Origin of the sequence: Massilia sp. CFBP9012, assembly GCF_034045115.1 — a bacterium.
Taxonomy (GTDB): Bacteria; Pseudomonadota; Gammaproteobacteria; order Burkholderiales; family Burkholderiaceae_D; genus Telluria.
The window spans coordinates 68,091-85,178 of the sequence record NZ_JAXCWM010000019.1 but is presented as its reverse complement, the minus strand read 5'-3'; the positions used below and the strand labels follow the sequence as shown (position 1 = coordinate 85,178).

At 64.1% G+C, this 17,088-nt stretch carries 21 protein-coding genes; 10 read left to right on the top strand and 11 right to left on the bottom strand.

What is annotated here, in order from left to right:
* The first annotated feature begins 27 nt into the window (after positions 1-27).
* The 9 genes from SOM61_RS24660 (at position 28) to gluQRS (ending at position 7,615) form a co-directional block, all read left to right on the top strand.
* Complete coding sequence (locus tag SOM61_RS24660; protein ID WP_320476523.1) at positions 28-738, top strand: succinate dehydrogenase iron-sulfur subunit; 711 nt, start codon at positions 28-30, stop codon at positions 736-738.
* 202 nt (positions 739-940) lie between these two features.
* Positions 941-1,219 (top strand): FAD assembly factor SdhE, encoded by a 279-nt coding sequence (locus tag SOM61_RS24655; protein WP_005666165.1) that lies wholly within the window; start codon positions 941-943, stop codon positions 1,217-1,219.
* A 96-nt stretch (positions 1,220-1,315) separates the two neighbouring features.
* Positions 1,316-2,617, top strand: coding sequence for a citrate synthase (gltA, locus tag SOM61_RS24650; protein WP_320476522.1), 1,302 nt, complete (start codon positions 1,316-1,318; stop codon positions 2,615-2,617).
* Positions 2,618-2,774: 157 nt separating this feature from the next.
* Complete coding sequence (locus SOM61_RS24645) at positions 2,775-3,461, top strand: thiol:disulfide interchange protein DsbA/DsbL (protein ID WP_320476521.1); 687 nt, start codon at positions 2,775-2,777, stop codon at positions 3,459-3,461.
* 100 nt (positions 3,462-3,561) lie between these two features.
* Positions 3,562-4,188: an IS607 family transposase gene (locus SOM61_RS24640; protein WP_320476520.1), complete on the top strand. Its 627-nt coding sequence runs from the start codon at positions 3,562-3,564 to the stop codon at positions 4,186-4,188.
* On the top strand, positions 4,179-5,369 hold the full coding sequence (locus SOM61_RS24635; RefSeq protein ID WP_320476519.1) for an RNA-guided endonuclease InsQ/TnpB family protein: 1,191 nt from the start codon (positions 4,179-4,181) through the stop codon (positions 5,367-5,369). Before SOM61_RS24640 ends, SOM61_RS24635 begins: the two co-directional genes overlap by 10 nt.
* A 322-nt stretch (positions 5,370-5,691) precedes the next feature.
* Positions 5,692-6,099: a nucleoside diphosphate kinase regulator gene (gene rnk / locus SOM61_RS24630; protein ID WP_320476518.1), complete on the top strand. Its 408-nt coding sequence runs from the start codon at positions 5,692-5,694 to the stop codon at positions 6,097-6,099.
* 90 nt (positions 6,100-6,189) lie between these two features.
* Complete coding sequence (locus SOM61_RS24625) at positions 6,190-6,681, top strand: nuclear transport factor 2 family protein (RefSeq protein ID WP_320476517.1); 492 nt, start codon at positions 6,190-6,192, stop codon at positions 6,679-6,681.
* 4 nt (positions 6,682-6,685) lie between these two features.
* On the top strand, positions 6,686-7,615 hold the full coding sequence (gene gluQRS, locus SOM61_RS24620; RefSeq protein WP_320476516.1) for a tRNA glutamyl-Q(34) synthetase GluQRS: 930 nt from the start codon (positions 6,686-6,688) through the stop codon (positions 7,613-7,615).
* On the opposite strand, the gene SOM61_RS24615 is transcribed toward gluQRS, so the two are convergent.
* The 6 genes from SOM61_RS24615 to SOM61_RS24590 form a co-directional block, all read right to left on the bottom strand.
* Positions 7,587-8,189, bottom strand: coding sequence for a CHRD domain-containing protein (locus tag SOM61_RS24615; RefSeq protein ID WP_320476515.1), 603 nt, complete (start codon positions 8,187-8,189; stop codon positions 7,587-7,589). The genes gluQRS and SOM61_RS24615 overlap by 29 nt on opposite strands.
* Positions 8,190-8,340: 151 nt before the next feature.
* Positions 8,341-8,805, bottom strand: coding sequence for a DUF421 domain-containing protein (locus SOM61_RS24610; protein WP_320476514.1), 465 nt, complete (start codon positions 8,803-8,805; stop codon positions 8,341-8,343).
* A gap of 62 nt (positions 8,806-8,867) precedes the next feature.
* Positions 8,868-9,041 carry an oxidoreductase-like domain-containing protein gene (locus tag SOM61_RS24605; RefSeq protein ID WP_320476513.1) on the bottom strand — a complete coding sequence of 58 codons (174 nt, stop codon included), beginning with the start codon at positions 9,039-9,041 and terminating at the stop codon, positions 8,868-8,870.
* Positions 9,042-9,082: 41 nt separating this feature from the next.
* Positions 9,083-9,484 carry a hypothetical protein gene (locus tag SOM61_RS24600; protein ID WP_320476512.1) on the bottom strand — a complete coding sequence of 134 codons (402 nt, stop codon included), beginning with the start codon at positions 9,482-9,484 and terminating at the stop codon, positions 9,083-9,085.
* 67 nt (positions 9,485-9,551) lie between these two features.
* Positions 9,552-10,214 carry a response regulator gene (locus SOM61_RS24595; RefSeq protein ID WP_320476511.1) on the bottom strand — a complete coding sequence of 221 codons (663 nt, stop codon included), beginning with the start codon at positions 10,212-10,214 and terminating at the stop codon, positions 9,552-9,554.
* Positions 10,211-11,707: an ATP-binding protein gene (locus tag SOM61_RS24590; protein ID WP_320476510.1), complete on the bottom strand. Its 1,497-nt coding sequence runs from the start codon at positions 11,705-11,707 to the stop codon at positions 10,211-10,213. The genes SOM61_RS24595 and SOM61_RS24590 overlap by 4 nt, the downstream gene beginning before the upstream one ends.
* Before the next feature lie 260 nt (positions 11,708-11,967).
* On the opposite strand from SOM61_RS24590, the gene SOM61_RS24585 reads away from it, so the two are divergent.
* Positions 11,968-12,312 carry a KGG domain-containing protein gene (locus SOM61_RS24585; protein ID WP_320476509.1) on the top strand — a complete coding sequence of 115 codons (345 nt, stop codon included), beginning with the start codon at positions 11,968-11,970 and terminating at the stop codon, positions 12,310-12,312.
* 62 nt (positions 12,313-12,374) lie between these two features.
* On the opposite strand, the gene SOM61_RS24580 is transcribed toward SOM61_RS24585, so the two are convergent.
* The 5 genes from SOM61_RS24580 to SOM61_RS24560 are packed head-to-tail and all read right to left on the bottom strand — an operon-like array spanning position 12,375 to position 16,841.
* Entirely contained in the window at positions 12,375-13,718 is a 1,344-nt protein-coding gene (locus SOM61_RS24580) for a sulfite reductase subunit alpha (protein WP_320476508.1), read from the bottom strand.
* Positions 13,715-14,725 carry an FAD:protein FMN transferase gene (locus tag SOM61_RS24575; RefSeq protein WP_320476507.1) on the bottom strand — a complete coding sequence of 337 codons (1,011 nt, stop codon included), beginning with the start codon at positions 14,723-14,725 and terminating at the stop codon, positions 13,715-13,717. The genes SOM61_RS24580 and SOM61_RS24575 overlap by 4 nt, the downstream gene beginning before the upstream one ends.
* A gap of 5 nt (positions 14,726-14,730) precedes the next feature.
* Positions 14,731-15,546 (bottom strand): DUF4198 domain-containing protein, encoded by an 816-nt coding sequence (locus SOM61_RS24570; protein ID WP_320476506.1) that lies wholly within the window; start codon positions 15,544-15,546, stop codon positions 14,731-14,733.
* 29 nt (positions 15,547-15,575) lie between these two features.
* On the bottom strand, positions 15,576-16,088 hold the full coding sequence (locus tag SOM61_RS24565) for a DUF2271 domain-containing protein (protein ID WP_320476505.1): 513 nt from the start codon (positions 16,086-16,088) through the stop codon (positions 15,576-15,578).
* Positions 16,089-16,127: 39 nt separating this feature from the next.
* Positions 16,128-16,841 (bottom strand): PepSY-associated TM helix domain-containing protein, encoded by a 714-nt coding sequence (locus SOM61_RS24560; protein ID WP_320476504.1) that lies wholly within the window; start codon positions 16,839-16,841, stop codon positions 16,128-16,130.
* Positions 16,842-17,088: the final 247 nt, after the last annotated feature.

The following is a 17,088-nucleotide window of genomic DNA, read 5'->3' as shown; positions in this document are numbered from 1 at the left end:
ATGTTCCGGCCCAGAACAGGTAATCAAATGGCACGCACCGTCCAACTGAAAATCTACCGCTACGATCCGGACAAGGATTCGAAGCCCTACATGCAAGACGTGACCGTCGAACTGCAAGACACCGACAAGATGCTGCTGGACGTCCTGCAGCGCATCAAGTCGGACGTCGACGATTCGCTGGCCCTGCGCCGCTCGTGCCGCGAAGGCGTGTGCGGTTCGGACGCGATGAACATCAACGGCAAGAACGGCCTGGCCTGCACCACCAATCTGAACGAGCTGACCCAGCCGATCGTGCTGCGTCCTCTGCCGGGTCTGCCGGTGGTGCGCGACCTGATCGTCGACATGACCAACTTCTTCAAGCAGTACCACTCGGTCAAGCCGTACCTGATCAACGATTCGATCAAGCCCGAGAAAGAGCGTCTGCAGTCGCCGGAAGAGCGCGAAGAGCTCGATGGCCTGTACGAGTGCATCCTGTGCGCCTGCTGCTCGACCTCGTGCCCGTCGTTCTGGTGGAATCCGGACAAGTTCGTCGGCCCGGCCGGCCTGCTGCAGGCCTACCGCTTCATCGCCGACTCGCGCGACGAAGCGACCAACGACCGCCTGGACAACCTGGAAGACCCGTACCGCCTGTTCCGCTGCCACTCGATCATGAACTGCACGGACGTGTGCCCGAAGGGCCTGAATCCGAACAAGGCGATTGGCAAGATCAAGGAACTGCTGGTTCGTCGCGCCATTTAAGGCGTGTCACGCATGCGACGCCGTCGTGCGGCGTTGCATGCGTTCAGTCTGGTATGCAGACGTGCGTCGAGCTCGCACGCGTTCGGCGCACGTGTGCATCACCCGTTTTGGCACTAAATATGCCGAAGCAATACAGTAAAAGTACCGTACTGCCGAATCGCGGCAGCCGGAGTATGATGTCGAACCCACAACGGACTCTAGTGTGAAACCTAGTGCAAACGCGCATCAATCCGATCCCGCCAACCGTGCCCGCCTGCGTTGGCGCGCACGCCGGGGATTGCTCGAGAACGATCTGATTCTCACGCGCTTCCTCGATGCGCACGAAGAAGAACTGACCGACGAAGAGGTCGATGCGCTGACCCGCCTGCTCGATCTGGCGGACAACCCGTTGATGGACCTGCTGCTGGGACGCTCCGAGCCTTCCGGCGAAGTCGACCTGCCGCATGTGCGTGCCTTGTTGGCGCGGTTGCGGCAAGCGTAAGCGAAATTGGGCATCCGGTCTGCCTCGCGGGCTGGTCGCGGCGCCCTCCGGTTTCGTTTTATTTTGTAGAACCCACTCCCACAAGAAGGAAGTGCCATGAACATCTCTGATACCAAAGCCACCCTGTCGTTCTCGGACGGCAGCCCGTCGGTCGACATGCCAATCTACAAGGGCACCATCGGCCCGGACGTCGTCGACATCCGCAAGCTGTATGCCCAGACCGGCAAGTTCACCTACGATCCTGGCTTCATGTCGACCGCCGCTTGCAACTCGAGCATCACCTACATCGACGGTGACAAGGGCGAGCTGCTGTACCGCGGCTACCCGATCGAGCAACTGGCCGTCAACTGCGACTTCCTGGAGACCTGCTACCTGCTGCTGAACGGCGAACTGCCGAACGCAGAGCAGAAGGCGACGTTCAGCGACACCGTGACCAAGCACACGATGATCCACGAGCAGATGAACTTCTTCTTCCGTGGCTTCCGCCGTGATGCGCACCCGATGTCGGTGCTGGTCGGCACCGTCGGCGCGCTGGCGTCGTTCTACCATGACTCGCTGGACATCAACGATGCCAAGCAGCGCGAAATCTCGGCGATCCGCCTGATCGCCAAGCTGCCGACGCTGGCCGCGATGGCCTACAAATACTCGGTCGGCCAGCCATTCATGTACCCGCGCAACGACCTGTCGTACAGCGCCAACTTCATGTACATGATGTTCGGTAACCCGTGCGAAGAGTACAAGGTCAACGACGTGCTGGTGCGCGCCCTGGACCGCATCCTGATCCTGCACGCGGACCACGAGCAGAACGCATCGACCTCGACCGTCCGCCTGGCCGGTTCGTCGGGCGCCAACCCGTTCGCCTGTATCGCTGCCGGCATCGCCTGCCTGTGGGGCCCTGCCCACGGCGGCGCCAACGAAGCCGCACTGACCATGCTGAAAGAAATCGGCTCGGTCGAGAATATCCCGGCCTTCATCGAGAAGGTCAAGGACAAGAACTCGGGCGTGAAGCTGATGGGCTTCGGTCACCGCGTGTACAAGAACTTCGACCCGCGCGCCAAGCTGATGCGCGAAACCTGCCACGAAGTGCTGGAAGAGCTGGGCCTGCAGGACGACCCACTGTTCAAGCTGGCGATGGAACTGGAAAAGATCGCCCTGAACGACGAATACTTCGTGTCGCGCAAGCTGTACCCGAACGTCGACTTCTACTCGGGCATCGTGCAATCGGCCCTGGGCATCCCGACCTCGATGTTCACCGGTATCTTCGCCATGGCTCGCACCATCGGCTGGATCGCCCAGTGGAACGAAATGATCGCCGATCCAGAGCAGAAGATCGGCCGTCCACGTCAGCTGTTCGTCGGTTCGCCGGTGCGCGACGTGCCGGGTATCGACAAGCGTTAATTACAACGCGGCGTCATCGGAAAGCGGGCTTCGGCCCGCTTTTTTGTTGGCTGTTTCTCGTGGTCCGGCGTTCCCAGTCCTGCGCAGCTTCTCCGGCGGTCGAAGCATAAAAAAGTGGTAACCTCGCCTTCGTCCACTTATTTGCCGAAGGAAAGATATGCGTCTCATGCGTTTTGCCCCGTATTTTGCCCCGCATTTTGTCCTGGTTGCGGCCGCCCTGGCTGCGGGTGTCGCCAACGCGTCGCCCACCGACCCGCGTAACGGCGCCGAATTCACCACCCTGGCACAGCCGCAGGCGACCCAAGCTGTGGGCAAGAAGGTCGAAGTGATCGAGTTCTTCGCCTATCACTGCGGCGCCTGCAACGCGTTCGAGCCGACCCTCGTCAACTGGGCGAAGAAGCAGGGCGACAATATCGTCATGCGCCGCATCCCGCTGCCGTTCCAGGGTCCGCTCGACCCGGAAGCGCGCCTGTTCCTGACGCTGGAAGCGATGGGCAAGCTCGACGAATACCACCACCGCGTGTTCCGCGCCGTGCACGTCGAACGCAAGCGCCTGATGAAGGACGACGACATCATTTCCTGGGCCGCGGCCAATGGCCTGGACAAGGCGAAATTCATGGGAGCGTGGAACTCGTTCGGCGTGCAGACCAAGCTCAAGCGCCTGACGCAGATCGCCAACGCCTACAAAGTGAGCGGTACGCCGACCGTAGTCATCGACGGCAAGTATGTCGTGTCGCCCGATGCGGTGCGGCAAGCCAACAAGATCCAGGACGTGGGCCAGTTGATGACGGCGACCGGCCAGGTGCTCGACGCACTCGTGAGCAAGTCCGCCGCCAGCAAGTAAATAAGCCATCGTCCAGAGCCATCGCCGGTTGACTGGACGATAAAGGGGGTTATTAACAGTTAGATGAGAACTTGTTTGAATTTATGCAGTCTTATGCATTATGAACAAGTTCGTTTCCATCAGCTTGGCTGCGCAAGCCTTGGGCGTCTCGACAAGTACCTTGCGTCGCTGGGAGGCCAGCGGTCGGCTTACTCCTTTGCGAACAGAAGGAGGTCAGCGCCGGTATAACTTGTCTGCCTTGCGACCTGAAGCTCGCAGCGGTGCTCAGGCGGTGCGTAAGACTGTCGCCTATGCTCGGGTTTCCAGCCATGATCAGAAAGCGGACCTGGAGCGACAAAAGCGGGTACTTGAATTGTACTGCGCGAGTCATGGATGGGCGTTCGACATGATTGCCGACCTTGGGTCCGGCATGAACTATCGCAAGAATGGCTTGAAACGTTTGCTTGATGGGATTGTCGAAGATGAGGTTGGACGCCTGGTCTTGACGCATAAGGATCGACTACTGCGTTTTGGCGCAGAGCTGATATTCGCCCTGTGCCAGACAAGACAGGTCGAAGTAGTCATCATCAACCAGGGCGAGGACACCAATTTCGAAGAAGAGCTAGCTAGCGACGTGCTCGAGATCATCACCGTCTTCTCGGCCCGTCTCTATGTAAGCCGCAGTCACCGCAACCAGAAGCTGATCGATGGCGTGCGTGCAGCAGTCAAGGAGTCGCAATGTACCTAGCCCATCGCATCCGACTCGATCCGAACAATGTCCAGGCGACGTATCTGGCGCGTGCGGCTGGCACTGCACGTTTTGCCTATAACTGGGCCTTGGTCGAGTGGAGGCGACAGTACGAGGCAAGCAAGGTCGACCCGGCGGTGGACAAGCCAAATGAGGCGGCATTGCGGTGCCAGCTCAACGCGATCAAGCGCGAGCAATTCCCCTGGATGCTGGAAGTGACCAAGAACGCACCGCAGATGGCGATCATGCAGTTGGGGCGAGCATTCGAGAATTTCTTCAAAGGGCGTGCCCGCTATCCCACCTTTCGCCGCAAGGGCCGTGACGATCGATTTACATTAAGCAATGACCAGTTCCGTGTCGGGGAGAAGCGCATCCGCATTCCTATACTGGGATGGGTCCGCATGCACGAATCCCTGCGTTTCTTCGGGCGCATCGTCTCTGCCTCGATCAGCCGGATTGCCGATCACTGGTATGCGAGCATCACCGTTGACATCAAGGATCAACCTCAACCGCCAGCCGAAACCCAAGGCGCGGTGGGAGTCGACCTTGGTGTCTCGGCGCTGGCCACGCTGTCTACCGGTGAAGTGTTCACAGGCCCGAAAGCGTTGGGCACACTGCTCGCTCGCCTGCAACGCCTGTCGCGCGAGGTCTCACGCAAAGTCAAAGGATCGCGCAATCGTGCAAAGGCGAAAGCCAGGCTTGCCCGGCTATACGCCAGGATTGGCGATATGAGGCGCAATAGCCTGCATCAGTTGAGCGCCTATATCACCGGCCATTTCCACACCATCGGTATCGAAGACCTGAACGTAAAGGGCATGCTCGCAAATCATTGCCTGGCCCGGGCGATCGCTGATATGGGATTTGGTGAACTGCGCCGCCAGCTGGAATACAAGGCTGCGCGGCGTGGCGGTCAGGTCGTCGTGGTGGATCGTTGGTACCCGAGCAGCAAGACATGCTCGTGCTGTGATTACCGGATGGATGTGCTCCCACTGGCGGTGCGTCATTGGCGTTGTCCCGGCTGTGGCACACTGCACGACCGGGACGTCAACGCGGCAATCAACCTGAGAAATATGGCGGTGAGTTCCACCGCATCGGCCTGTGGAGGGGCAGGCGCTGGCCTCGCGCGTCAAGTGCGAGGTGAAACCGGCCCCGGTGAAGCAGGAATTCAACAGCAAAGTTAACTATGGATAGCTTCGCGTAAGTTTGAAGGAACGGCTATACTGCGCTAATCGTCTCAGCCGCCCGCCATGAATCCATTTTGCCTGCCACCGTTTGACGCCACATCGCCCCTGGGCGCTGGTGGCGTGCGCGTGCGCGTGGCATCGCGCCGAGCGGCGCGCCTTTCCAGCCTCGACCTCGCCCGGCTTTCCCGGGCTCGGTGAGGAACACGGCAGGCCAGCGCCTGTCCATCCTCCCGGGCCGCCTCCATTCACTGAATCGCCGCATCGACCATGCGGCGCCGTCATCATTCTTGACCTTATCCGGTCATTTTGTGGAGAACACATGAAACCTTCCATCGTCGTATCCTGGCTCGACCTCGAGCGTCTCGAACGCATCCTCGACCGCCTTCCCGCCGCGCAAGCCAATGCGCGTGACGCCCTGTTGAGCGAACTCGAGCGTGCTGAAATGGTCGAGCCGTGGGACATGCCGCCCGACGTCGTCACCATGAACTCGCGCGTGCGCTTCCGCTTCGCCGGTTCCGACGAAGACGTGACCATGACCCTGAGCTATCCGAAAGACATGAAGGACAGCGGCGAGCAATTGTCGGTGCTGACGCCGGTCGGCACCGCCCTGCTGGGCCTGCGCGTCGGCGCCAGCATCACCTGGCAACGCCCGGGCGGAGGAACTTTCGAGGCCGTCGTGCTCGACATCGACTACCAGCCGGAACGGGCAGGGGAGTTGCACCGGTAAGGAGCTTGAGCGCGTGTATTGCTCACATTGTTGCGAGCACATTTGCATGTGTACAATAACTGCGCTCAAACTCTATCGAAGGGACTTTTCGTGAAACGCTTTCTGACCGCCTGCTTGCTGTGCCTGGGCTTGATTGGCGCTGCCAACGCGGCCACCGATGCCGAACTGACGAAGCAGGTCAACGCCTTCGTCGACGAATGGCATGACGACGCGGCGAACACGCGCATGGCTTATTTCGACAAGATCGCCAGGGACGGTGTCTACATCGGCACCGACCGCAGCGAGCTGTGGACCCGCGACGAATTCAAGGCATGGTCGAAGAAGTATTTCGACGCCAAGTCGGCCTGGACTTTCAAGGCGACTCGCCGTAACGTCTACGCGTCGGCCGACAAGTCGCTGATCTGGTTCGACGAATTGCTCGACACCAAGAACATGGGGCATGCGATGGCCAGCGGCGTGATCCGCAAGACGGCCAAGGGCCTTGAGATCGTGCATTACCAGCTGTCGGTCGCCGTGCCGAACGAAGTGGTCGATCAAGTTACCGGCATCATCGCCGAGCACGAAAAGAAGGCCAAGAAGTAAGCAAGTGAACCAAGCTTATATCGGTCGCTTTGCCCCATCGCCCTCCGGCCCGCTGCACGCCGGTTCGCTGGTGGCGGCGCTGGCCAGCTATCTCGACGCGCGCTGGCACGAAGGCACCTGGCTGGTGCGCATCGAAGACGTCGACGAGGGCCGCAGCGTGCAAGGTGCGGCCGAGGGCATCCTCGCTTTGCTCGATGCGCTGGGCATGCATGCCGACGGCGAAATCGTTTGGCAAAGTCATCGCAAGGACCTGTACCAGGCGGCAGCGGAGCGAATCGCGCAAGACACCTATCCCTGCGGTTGCAACCGGCGCGAGATCGCCGACTCGCGCCTCGGCTTCGCACCAGACGGCGCGGCCATCTATGCCGGCACCTGCCGCCACGGCCTGGGGCCGGACCGCACCATGCGCAGCCTGCGCGTACGCGTACCCGAGGCCGGCCTTGACGAGATCACCTTCATCGACCGTTTCGCGGGCAAGGTCACGCAGCACCTGGCGCTCGACTCGGGCGACTTTGTCCTGAAGCGCGCCGACGGCTTCTGGGCCTATCAGCTGGCGGTGGTGGTGGACGATGCCGAGCAGGGCGTGACCGACGTCGTGCGCGGTGCCGACCTGCTCGATTCCACGCCGCGCCAGATTTTCCTGCAGCGCCTGCTGGGCGTGCCGACGCCGCGCTACCTGCATGTGCCGGTGGTGCGCAACGAGAATGGCGAGAAATTGTCGAAGCAGACCGGTGCGCTGGCGGTGACGGCGGGGGACGAACCCGCCGCCGTCGCCGCGCTGCTGGCATCGGCCCGCTTCCTTGACCTCGACCTGGAAGGTGCGCCGCCGCGCACGCGCAACGCCTTCTGGCAGGCGGCAATCCCCGCCTGGGGCCGCCTTCTGGCGCGCCGCGCAGCAGCGGAAGCTACTTCGCCAGGCGTGGCTGCGGAGTAAGACGGCGCCGCGCCAGCAGCGCCAGCATGCCCAGTCCCATCCCCATCATCGCCCAGGTGTGCGGCTCCGGGATCGGGGCCGCGACCGCGAAGCCGCGGATTTCGCCGCCCGTATAGCGCTCGGTATGGATGTTGATGTAGGCCTGGTTGCCGTTGAAGGCATCGATCAGCGCTCCGCTGGCCAGCTGCGGCGTACCGCCATTTTCGGCCAGGAAGTCCGGGTTGTAGACGGCGGGGTCGCCCAGGTCGAATGAGGCCGTATAGGCGCCGGCCGTGACTTGCAGCGGGAAGTCGGTGAAGGGAATGGCGACCGGCGCCACGCCGCGGAAGGCGTCCACCGTGCAGCAATGGATGTGGGCACTGATGCTCGGGCTGGACAGGTCGCGGAACGGCACCTCGGCGCGCAGGATGAGGTCGTCGATCTCGAAGGCCGAGACGCTCGATCCCGGCGAGCCGTTGGGAGTGTCTTCGGCGGGGCCGCTGGCAACCGCCCGGTAATAGACCGGCGCGGCCTGGCTGGTGGCGGCGGCCATGGTCGACGCGGCCAGCGCTAACACGGTGAGGGATCGTTTCATGGTAGACCTCCTGAATAGGAAAGAAACCAATCGCGCCGCCAGATTGGCGGCAGTGCCCAAAAAATTAGCACAGCAGGATTAGGCCGCCCACACCGTACGGGAGGTTAAAGGCTGCTGAGAAATCTCGGCAGTTCAGGCAAGAGCGAAGAGGCTATTGAGGCTTGCGCAGGATGCTGATCTGCCCGTCCGCTTCGAGGAAGGCGCATTTCATGTCGGGACGGGGACAGTCGGCCTCGCGCAGCGCTACTTCCACGTCGCTTTCGGAGAGACGGCAGCGCTTCATTACCTTGTCGAAGAACACGCCGTCGCGGCCGATCAGCACAGGGCTACCCTCGATGATTTCCTCGAGCTTCTTGCTGCGTGAAGTGACGAAGGCGAACAGCACAGTCAGGGCGACCAGGGTCGCAGCGATGATCAGGCCACCGAACAGCGATTCGTCGCCACCTGTCATTGAGTTGGATACAGCCTCCGACAGCAGCATCACCACCAGCAAGTCGAATGGCGTGAACTGGCCGACGGTGCGGCGACCGGACAGGCGCATCATGATGAGGAGCGCGCAATACACGATGGCGCCGCGCGCAATCAGTTCCCACCATGGAAGATCGAGACCAAACATGAGCCCTCCGCAGGCATGACACGGTTCAGCTCATTGTAATCAATCTATTAACATTACGACTTTCAGTTGGGCGGTGCTTGCGCCGCTTCCCATGCCGCCAGCGCGGCTTCATAGCGCGCCAGCGCGTCCTCGTACAGGTCGAAGACGCAGGGCACGCAGCCGCTGCGGCAGCAATCGTCGAGGTCGGGCGCGACGGGCGGTTCTGGGCGGGGAGTGGTCGGGGCGGGGGACGTCATTTGCCCAGCATAGAGGATGCCGGGCCTGGCGTCGACCGCGCTCAATCCGCGCGATGGTAACTGCGCAGGTGAAATACCATCTTGCCGCCTTCGTTCTCGCACACGCCGCCCATGCCTTCGCCGGGGCGCATGGTCAGGTTCAGCCTGGTGCCATCTACCTTGCCCTGGCAGGCCGCGTGGAAGGCGGCGGGAATTTCGGGCAGGTCGATTTCGGGTGGCGCCGGCGGCGCCGGAGGGGCGGGCCTGGCCGGCGTGGCTGGCGTCGGCTGGCCGACGATCGCCGGCGGGGCCGGCGGCGCGGGTGGAGCGGGAGGGGCGGGCGGCACCGGCGGTTTCGGGCATTTGCCGCGCGCCGCCTCGCATACGTAGTGGATGCTGGCGTCGGCAGCGGTGGCGCCCAGCGCGAGCATGGCGGCCAGGATCAGGGGGATGGTTCTTTGCATGGTTTTTCTCCTCGGTGGCGATGAACACCATCGTGCCTTCCGAATGTGGAGAAAAAATGGAGACCAGTTAGAGATCGCAGCGGTAACCGAGTCCGTAGATCGAGCGGATCGGTTCCAGGCCAGGGGCGATGTTGTCGATCTTGCGCCGCAGGTTCTTGACGTGGCTGTCGATGGCGCGGTCGGTGGCGTCCAGGTGGTCGGCCCTGGCCGCGTCGAGCAACTGGGCGCGCGACAGCACCTGGCCGGGACGGCGCGCCAGGGCGGCCAGGATCGCGTACTCGCTCGGCGTCAGTTCAAGCGCCTGGCCGTGGAGTGTGACGCGGCGTGTGGCTTCGTCCAGCGCCAGCACGGGCGCAGCCTCCGATGTACCGCTGCGGCGCAGGATGGCCTTGATGCGCGCCATCAGCTCGCGTGGGCTGAACGGCTTGCACAGGTAATCGTCGGCGCCCGTTTCCAGCCCCAGCAGGCGGTCGACTTCTTCCACCCGCGCCGTCACCATCACGATCGGCACGCTGGAGAAGGCGCGCACCGCGTGGCACAGCGCCAGGCCATCCAGTCCGGGCAGCATCAGGTCGAGGACCACCAGGGCCGGCGGTGCGCGCCGGATCGCTTCAAGCGCCACGAGGCCGTCGCCGAACACGGTTGGCGCATAGCCCGCGGCCAGCGCATAGTCGGCGATGACGGATGCCAGCTCGGGTTCGTCCTCGACGATCATGATGGCCACGCTCATGCGGTTTCCTTTCCGTCCAAAGGCAGCGAGATGGTCACGCGCAGGCCGCCCAGCGGCGAATGGGCGAAGGCGAGGGTGGCGCCCTGCGCCTCGAGCAGCCGCCGACACAGCGCCAGCCCGAGTCCGGCGCCGCCATGTTCACGGCTGCGCGAGGCGTCGACCCGGTAGAAGCGCTCGGACAGACGGGACAGCGCTTCGTCCGGCACGCCGGGCGCGCTGTCGTCGAGCAGCAGGTGAAGGCGGCCGGCGTCGGCATGCGCGGCGAGGCGCACCGTGCCGCCAGCCGCGGTATAGCGCAGGCTGTTCTCGAACAGGTTGGCAAGTACCTGGCGCATGCGGTCGGGATCGGCCAGCACCCGCGACCGGGCGGGCGCCTCGGCAATGTCGGGTGCGATCCCGGCCGCCTGGAAGCGCGCGGCAAAGGCGCCGGCCTCCGTGGCCGCCAGCGCCCACAGGTCGAGCGCTTCGCGCCGGCATTCGAGTGCGCCCACGTCGGCGCGCGCCAGCGCGTACAGCTCATCGATCAGCCTGGTCAGGGACATTACCTGGCGCCCCATGGCGTCGATGGCTTGCGGCGTGGGCTGGCGCACGCCGTCCTGGATCGCTTCCAACTGGGCGCGCAGCACGGCCAGTGGCGTGCGCAACTCGTGCGAGGTATCGGCCACCCACTGGCGGCGTGCCGTTTCGGCGCCGTCGAGGCGCTCGGCCAGCACATTGAAATGGCGCGCCAGCGCGCCCAGTTCGTCGCTGCGCGTGTCAGGCAGCCGCACGCCATAGTCACCGGCGGCGAGCGTGGCGGCGCCGCGCGCGAGCTGGTCGATCGGATGCCGGAAGTGGCGCGCCAGCAGGATCGCGGCCAGCGCGCTCAGCACAACGGCGACGGCGCCGATCAGCCACAGGCTGTGCTGCAGCTGGGACAGGAAGGCGTAGGCCATCGCATCGCTCGGCCGGTGGCTGCGCGCCACGCCGAGGTAGCCGACCGTGCGGCCATCGACGGCGATCGGACGTTGCACCAGCGGCAGCGTGCCGGGAAGACGTCCGGCCAGGTAGCCGCCCGTGGCGTCGAGCAGGGTGATGCGCGTGTGCAGGTCCTGGGTGACGCCGGTCGGCACGGGTGGTGGCAGCGGGGGAAGTGGTGGCGCCGGTGGCGCGGGAGGGACCGGGGACACCGGCATGGCGGGCGGAGCAGGCGGCGCCGGCGCGACCGGCATGACCGGTGCGACGACATGGCTCGCCTGCAGGCGCGCCAGTTCTTGCGTGATCCAGCCGCGCCGCGCGTCGCTGACGGGCACGAAAGTCCAGTCGCCATGGTCCCGGTACTGGCGCGCCATGGCGTTCGACAAGCCGTCCAGCCGGTCGAGTTCGATGCCGACGGCGTAGTCGCCGAAACTGCCCAGGACCTTGTGCCGCAGTAATAAAACACCGGCGCCGGCCACCGTGAGAATGGCGAGCAGGACAGCGATGAAAAGACGGTGCCCGATGCCGATCTTCATATTGTCGCAAAGAGATGATGGTGTCTCGACGTAGCCAATTTCTTCCGCAGAGCTTCCACTTTACTAAGTATCATTCTATAAACTGGCAAATTCATATCTGATTTTTCTTTCAATATGCCAGTCCAGACGCATAGGCCAGTGGGGCAGACTCCTACAGGAGCACTGCCGGTTTTTGGTGTTCAGCGCGCTTTCAGGTGGCTACGATGGAGTCCTTCGCGTCAGCGCTGCTGACATGTGTTCACGATGAAAAGGAGTCAATCATGGCAAACAATTCGCGTAACAACAACCCACAGGGCAACAACCAACACTCGCAGCAAGGCAATAGCCAGAGCGGTAACGAAGGCAATCAAGGTAGCGGCAAGCAAGGTTTTGCGTCGATGGATCCGGAGCGCCAGCGTGAAATCGCCAGCCAGGGCGGTCGTGCGTCGCATGGGTCGAGCAACCAGCAGAGCGGCAACAACCAGGGCAGCCAGCAGAGCAACCTGAACCAGGGCAGCCAGCAAAGCGGCCGCAGCCAGGGCAGCCAGCAGAAGGGCGTCCAGGGCGGCACGCCGGAACAGCACGCCGAAGCAGGGCGTCAAAGCCACAAGAACGACAAGCGCTAACGCTGTGTTATCTCAGCAATATTGATCGATACCGCCGGCTTTGCCGGCGGTTCTGTTTTCAGTTAGTAGACGTCGCGCCGGTAGCGTCCGTCAGCCATCATGGCCTCGACCGTATCGAGTCCAAGCGCCGACACGAGCGCATCGTGCACGCCGCCGGCCATGCCTTGCAGGCTGCCGCAGACATAGATTGCCGCGCCATCCGCGACCCAGCGGCGCAGTTCTTCCTGCTGTACATTCACCAGGTGCTGCACATAGCGCGCTGCGCCCTCGTCGCGTGAAAACGCCAGGTCCAGCCGCGTCAGCATGCCTCCATCACGCCAGGCTTCCAGTTCCTCGCGGCACAGATAGTCGTGGGCCGCATTGCGCTCGCCAAACAGCAGCCAGTTGCGGTCCGTGCCGACATCGATGCGCGCCTTGAGCAGCGAGCGCAATCCAGCCAGGCCGCTGCCGTTGCCGATCGCGATCAGCGGACGTCCTGCATTCGTGCCCAAGCGGAAGCGCGCGTGGGCGCGCACGCGCAGGCGGATCGTGTCGTTCGGGTCCGCGCACACGCACAGCCAGCCAGACGCCGCGCCGGGCGTGCCGTCCTCGCGCGTCTGCAAACGCACCAGCAGTTCAAGCCGGCCTTCGCCCGGCACCGAAGCGATCGAGTATTCGCGCGGGTGGTCGGGGTCGAGCGGCGCGCTGACCTGGGCCAGGTCGCCTGCTTCCCAGGCGGGCAGCTGGCCATCGCGCGGCACCAGGGCGATGCGGTACAGCGGCGCGCCGGCGCTGCCGGGATTGAGCTGGATACGGCTGGCGATGCGCCATTCGCCGTAGGCCGGCGCTTCCCAGTCCGGCGCATCGCTGGTGCCGGCCAGGTGGCTCAGGTGGTGCTGCCAGGCGGCCAGCGCCTCGGGCGCGCCGCGGTCGACGTCGATCCGGTCGAACAGCGGCGTGGCGCCGCGCTCGCGCAGCCAGCCGTCCAGCGCGCGGCCGAAGCCGCAGTAATTGGTATACGTCGCGTCGCCCAGCGCCAGCACGCCATAGTGCAGGCGCGACAGGTCGAGTGCTTCGCCCATCGTGTGGCCCGCAAAGCGCGCGGCCGTATCCGGCGCATCGCCTTCGCCATAGGTGCTACAGATGAACAGCACGCGCGAAGCTGCGGCCAGCTGCGCGGCGTCCACGGTCGACATGCAGGCGGCGCGCGCGTCCAGGCCCCCCAGGGCCAGGGTGGCGGCGGTGCGTTCGGCCAGGAATTCGGCGCTGCCGGTCTGGCTGGCGTGGACCACGAGCCAGTCGGCCGCGCCGCCAGTGGTGCGGGTGCGCGCCAGGCGGCTACGCCAGATGCCGAGGCACATGGCGAGGTAGACGCCGGACAGCGCGAGCGCGCCGCCCCAGCGCAGGGGTTCGATCGTCAACATCATTGCAGTAAGGCGCGCCAGTCGCCGGACGTGGATTCGACCAGGCCGCCAGGTGCGCGCACCAGGAAACGCGCCGCGATGCCGCGCGCCTCGGCGAAGGCGAGGCCTTGGTCGGCACCCAGTACGGTGAGCGCGGTGGACAGCGCATCGGCCGCCATGCAGGTGGGCGCCAGCACCGTCACCGAGGCGACGCCATTGGCAACCGGATGGCCGCTGCGTGGATCGAGGGTGTGTGCGGCGCGCCGGGCGCCATGTTGAAAATAGCGGCGGTAGTCGCCCGAGGTGGCGATTGCCAGGCCGTGAAGGGCGACCACGGCCTGGGTGGTGGCGGCGTCGGCATCGGGGACGCCTTCGATCTCCACCCACCACGGCTCGCCACTGGCCTTGGCGCCGGCGCCGCGCAGTTCGCCGCCGGCCTCGACCACGTAGTGGCGCACGCTGCGCTGTTCCAGGCAGCGCGCCATGCAGTCGACCGCATAGCCCTTGGCGACGGAAGAAAAATCGAGAAGGGCGCCGCCCGGCTGCAGCAGGCGGCGGCCAGCACGGTCGAGGGTCGGTTGACTGGCGCCGCGTTGCGCCAGCACGGCGCCGATCGCGGCGGCATCCGGCGCATAAAAGCCGGCCTGGTCGTAGCGTCGGGTGGCGCCGAAGCCCCACAGGTTCACCAGCTGCCCGCCGGCCGGATCGTAGGCGCCGCCGCTGTCTTCATGCACCCGCAGCGCGTAGTCGGCGACCTCGAAGAATTGCGGCGGCAGCGCATGCCAGCTGCCGGCCGGGGCATGGTTGTAGCGCGACAGCAGGGAGTCGGGCTCCCAATGACTCATCTGCGCAACGATCTCGTCCAGTTCGCGCTGCAGGGCAAGCGTCAGGGCGGCGCCGTCGGCGCCGGGCGGCAGCATCAGCCGCGCCGACCAGCCGGTGCCCATCGACGTGCCGGCAGTCGTGTACAAGGTGCTGCCGCCGGGCGGCAGCGCCATGTCGACTTCCAGTGGAACGAGAACGTCGCGCATCGTACTTATTGCGGCAAGACTTCGAGCGTGGCCGCGTAGCTGTAGCGCTTGGCGCCAGGCTGCGGCTTGCCTTCGCCGAACGGGAAGCCGGCGCTGAGCCAGTACATATTCGCCGCCGGAACGGTGAACGAGGCCTCGCCCTTGGCGTCGGTGGTCAGGCGCTGCTCACCCGACGCGCCGCGGTACTTGACGGTGCCCTGCACGATGCTGAACGGCAGGTTGGCGACCGGCTTGCCGTCGAGGTGGAAACGCACGCGGATCGGCTCGCCGACGCGCAGGTCGGACGGGTTGGTCAGCGGGATCATTTCCAGGCCTTCGCCGACCGGCTTCAGGGCGGTGTCGTTCTGCTTGTTGGCCGACACAAAAGTTTCATTGCGCGAGTGGACGGCGGTGGTCTGCACCTCGGTGGCGCCGGCGGGAATCGCCACCGCCGGGCTGCCGGCGGCGCCGCGGAAGCGCTTGGTCTCGCCGTTCAGCTTGTAGCTGCCCATCAGGTTGTTGTTGACGATCGCCAGGCGATAGGTGCCGTCCTTCGGCAGGCGCAGGTCGAGCGTGCTGCGGTATTTGCCGACCACGGCGCCTTCGGCCTTGGCCTGCACGCCGTCCGGATCGGTGACCACCAGGTTGTCCAGGCGCAGCGGGTGGTGGTTGAACTCGAACACCTCGTTCGAGATCGCGGCGTCGATCGTGACCCAGGCTTCCTTCGAATCGACCATGGCGGTATTCGGCAGGATCCAGGCGCGGTGGGCCTGGGCCGTCATCGAGGCGCCGGCGAGCATCAGGCCGACGATGGCGGCTTTGTAGAATTTGTTCTGTTGCATGGTGTTCTCCTGATTGTGTTTAGTTATCGTTATTGGATCTGGAGCGACACTGCGCCCAGTTCTTCCTTGCCCGCTGCGTTCGCCGCCAGCTTGCCCTTGCCGGTCCAGGTGAACGGCACCTTGACCACTTCGCGTCCGCCCGCTTCGCGCGCCGCTTCCACCACCAGCTTGTATTCGCCGGCCGCCAGTTTGTCGATGCCGAACTTGGCGCCGTCGAACTTCATGGTGTGGGTGCCGGGCGCGCGGGTGGCGCCGCTGACGCCGTCGATCGGCAGGGTGGCGTCGCGGCCCGCCTTGCGCCACCAGGTGCGCAAGTCCTTGACCCATTTTTCGCCGCCCTTGTCCTTCATCTTGACGTCGTACAGCACGGCCAGGTTGGACGCGATGCCCTGGTCGGCGCCCTCGATCCAGATCGCGACATAGGGCTTGTGATATTCGGCCACGTTCAGCTGCGGCACGTCGAACTTGACGGACAGGTCGGCGCCCATGGCCCAGCCCGATGCGAGCGGGAGGGTGAGGGCGAGCGAATGGGACAGTTTCATTCTTGGTCTTCTCTCAGGTTGATGGATCAGTGGACAAACTCAGTGAACGAACAGCAGGGCCAGCACGATCGGCAACACGATGCCGAATCCGACCACCGGCCAGGTCGACGGCCGCTTGGCCGCGTGGTATTTCATGATCAAAAAGCCGGTGATGCAGAACACCACGCAGGCCACGGCGAAGATGTCGATGAACCAGCTCCACACCGCGCCCGTGTTGCGGCCCTTGTGCATATCGTTGAGCCACGAGATCCAGCCGCGGTCGGTCTTCTCGAATTCGGCGCTGCCGTCGACGGCGATGCGCAGCCAGGCGTCGCCGCCCGGGCGGGGCAGGGCGACGTAGGCGTCGTCCTCGCTCCATTCGGCGCGCTTGCCGCGCACGTCGACCGGGAAGACGCCATTGGTCCAGTCCGCGATCTCGCTCGGCAGCGGCACTTCGGCGTCGACATGGTCTTCGGCATAGGCGTGCAGCTGGGCCCGCAGCGGTTCGGGCAGCGTCGCCTTCAGGCGCGTGACGACCGGCTTGGCCTCGATCAGGGTGGCATTGTTCAGGGTCAGGCCGGTGAAGCTGAACAGCAGCATGGCCATCAGGCAGATGGCCGAACTGATCCAATGCCATTGATGCAACTGCTTGAGCCACATGGCGCGGCTGGCGCCGGGCAGGGCGGAGCCGGCCGCGGGGGCGCCGGCAGATGCGGACTCGGCCTTGATGGCAGGCTCGGCTTTATTCTTGAGGGGAGTTGCGTGAGAAGACATCCTTAAATGATAACGATTATCATTTACACGGTCAACTCAGCAGTGAAATGAATGCCAAAAGTGCGACACAGAAAAACACAATTTGAAATAAATAATTTGTTCGACCAAGGTCTGCCTTGGTCAAGATCATGCGTTACAATAATGTGCGCAAATTGGCAGGATTTTGCACAAGTATTTTGGTACCGAACAGTCCTTCCCCCACAACTTGATGTCTTGAAGTGCAATCCGCTAACCGGTCAGGCCGTGT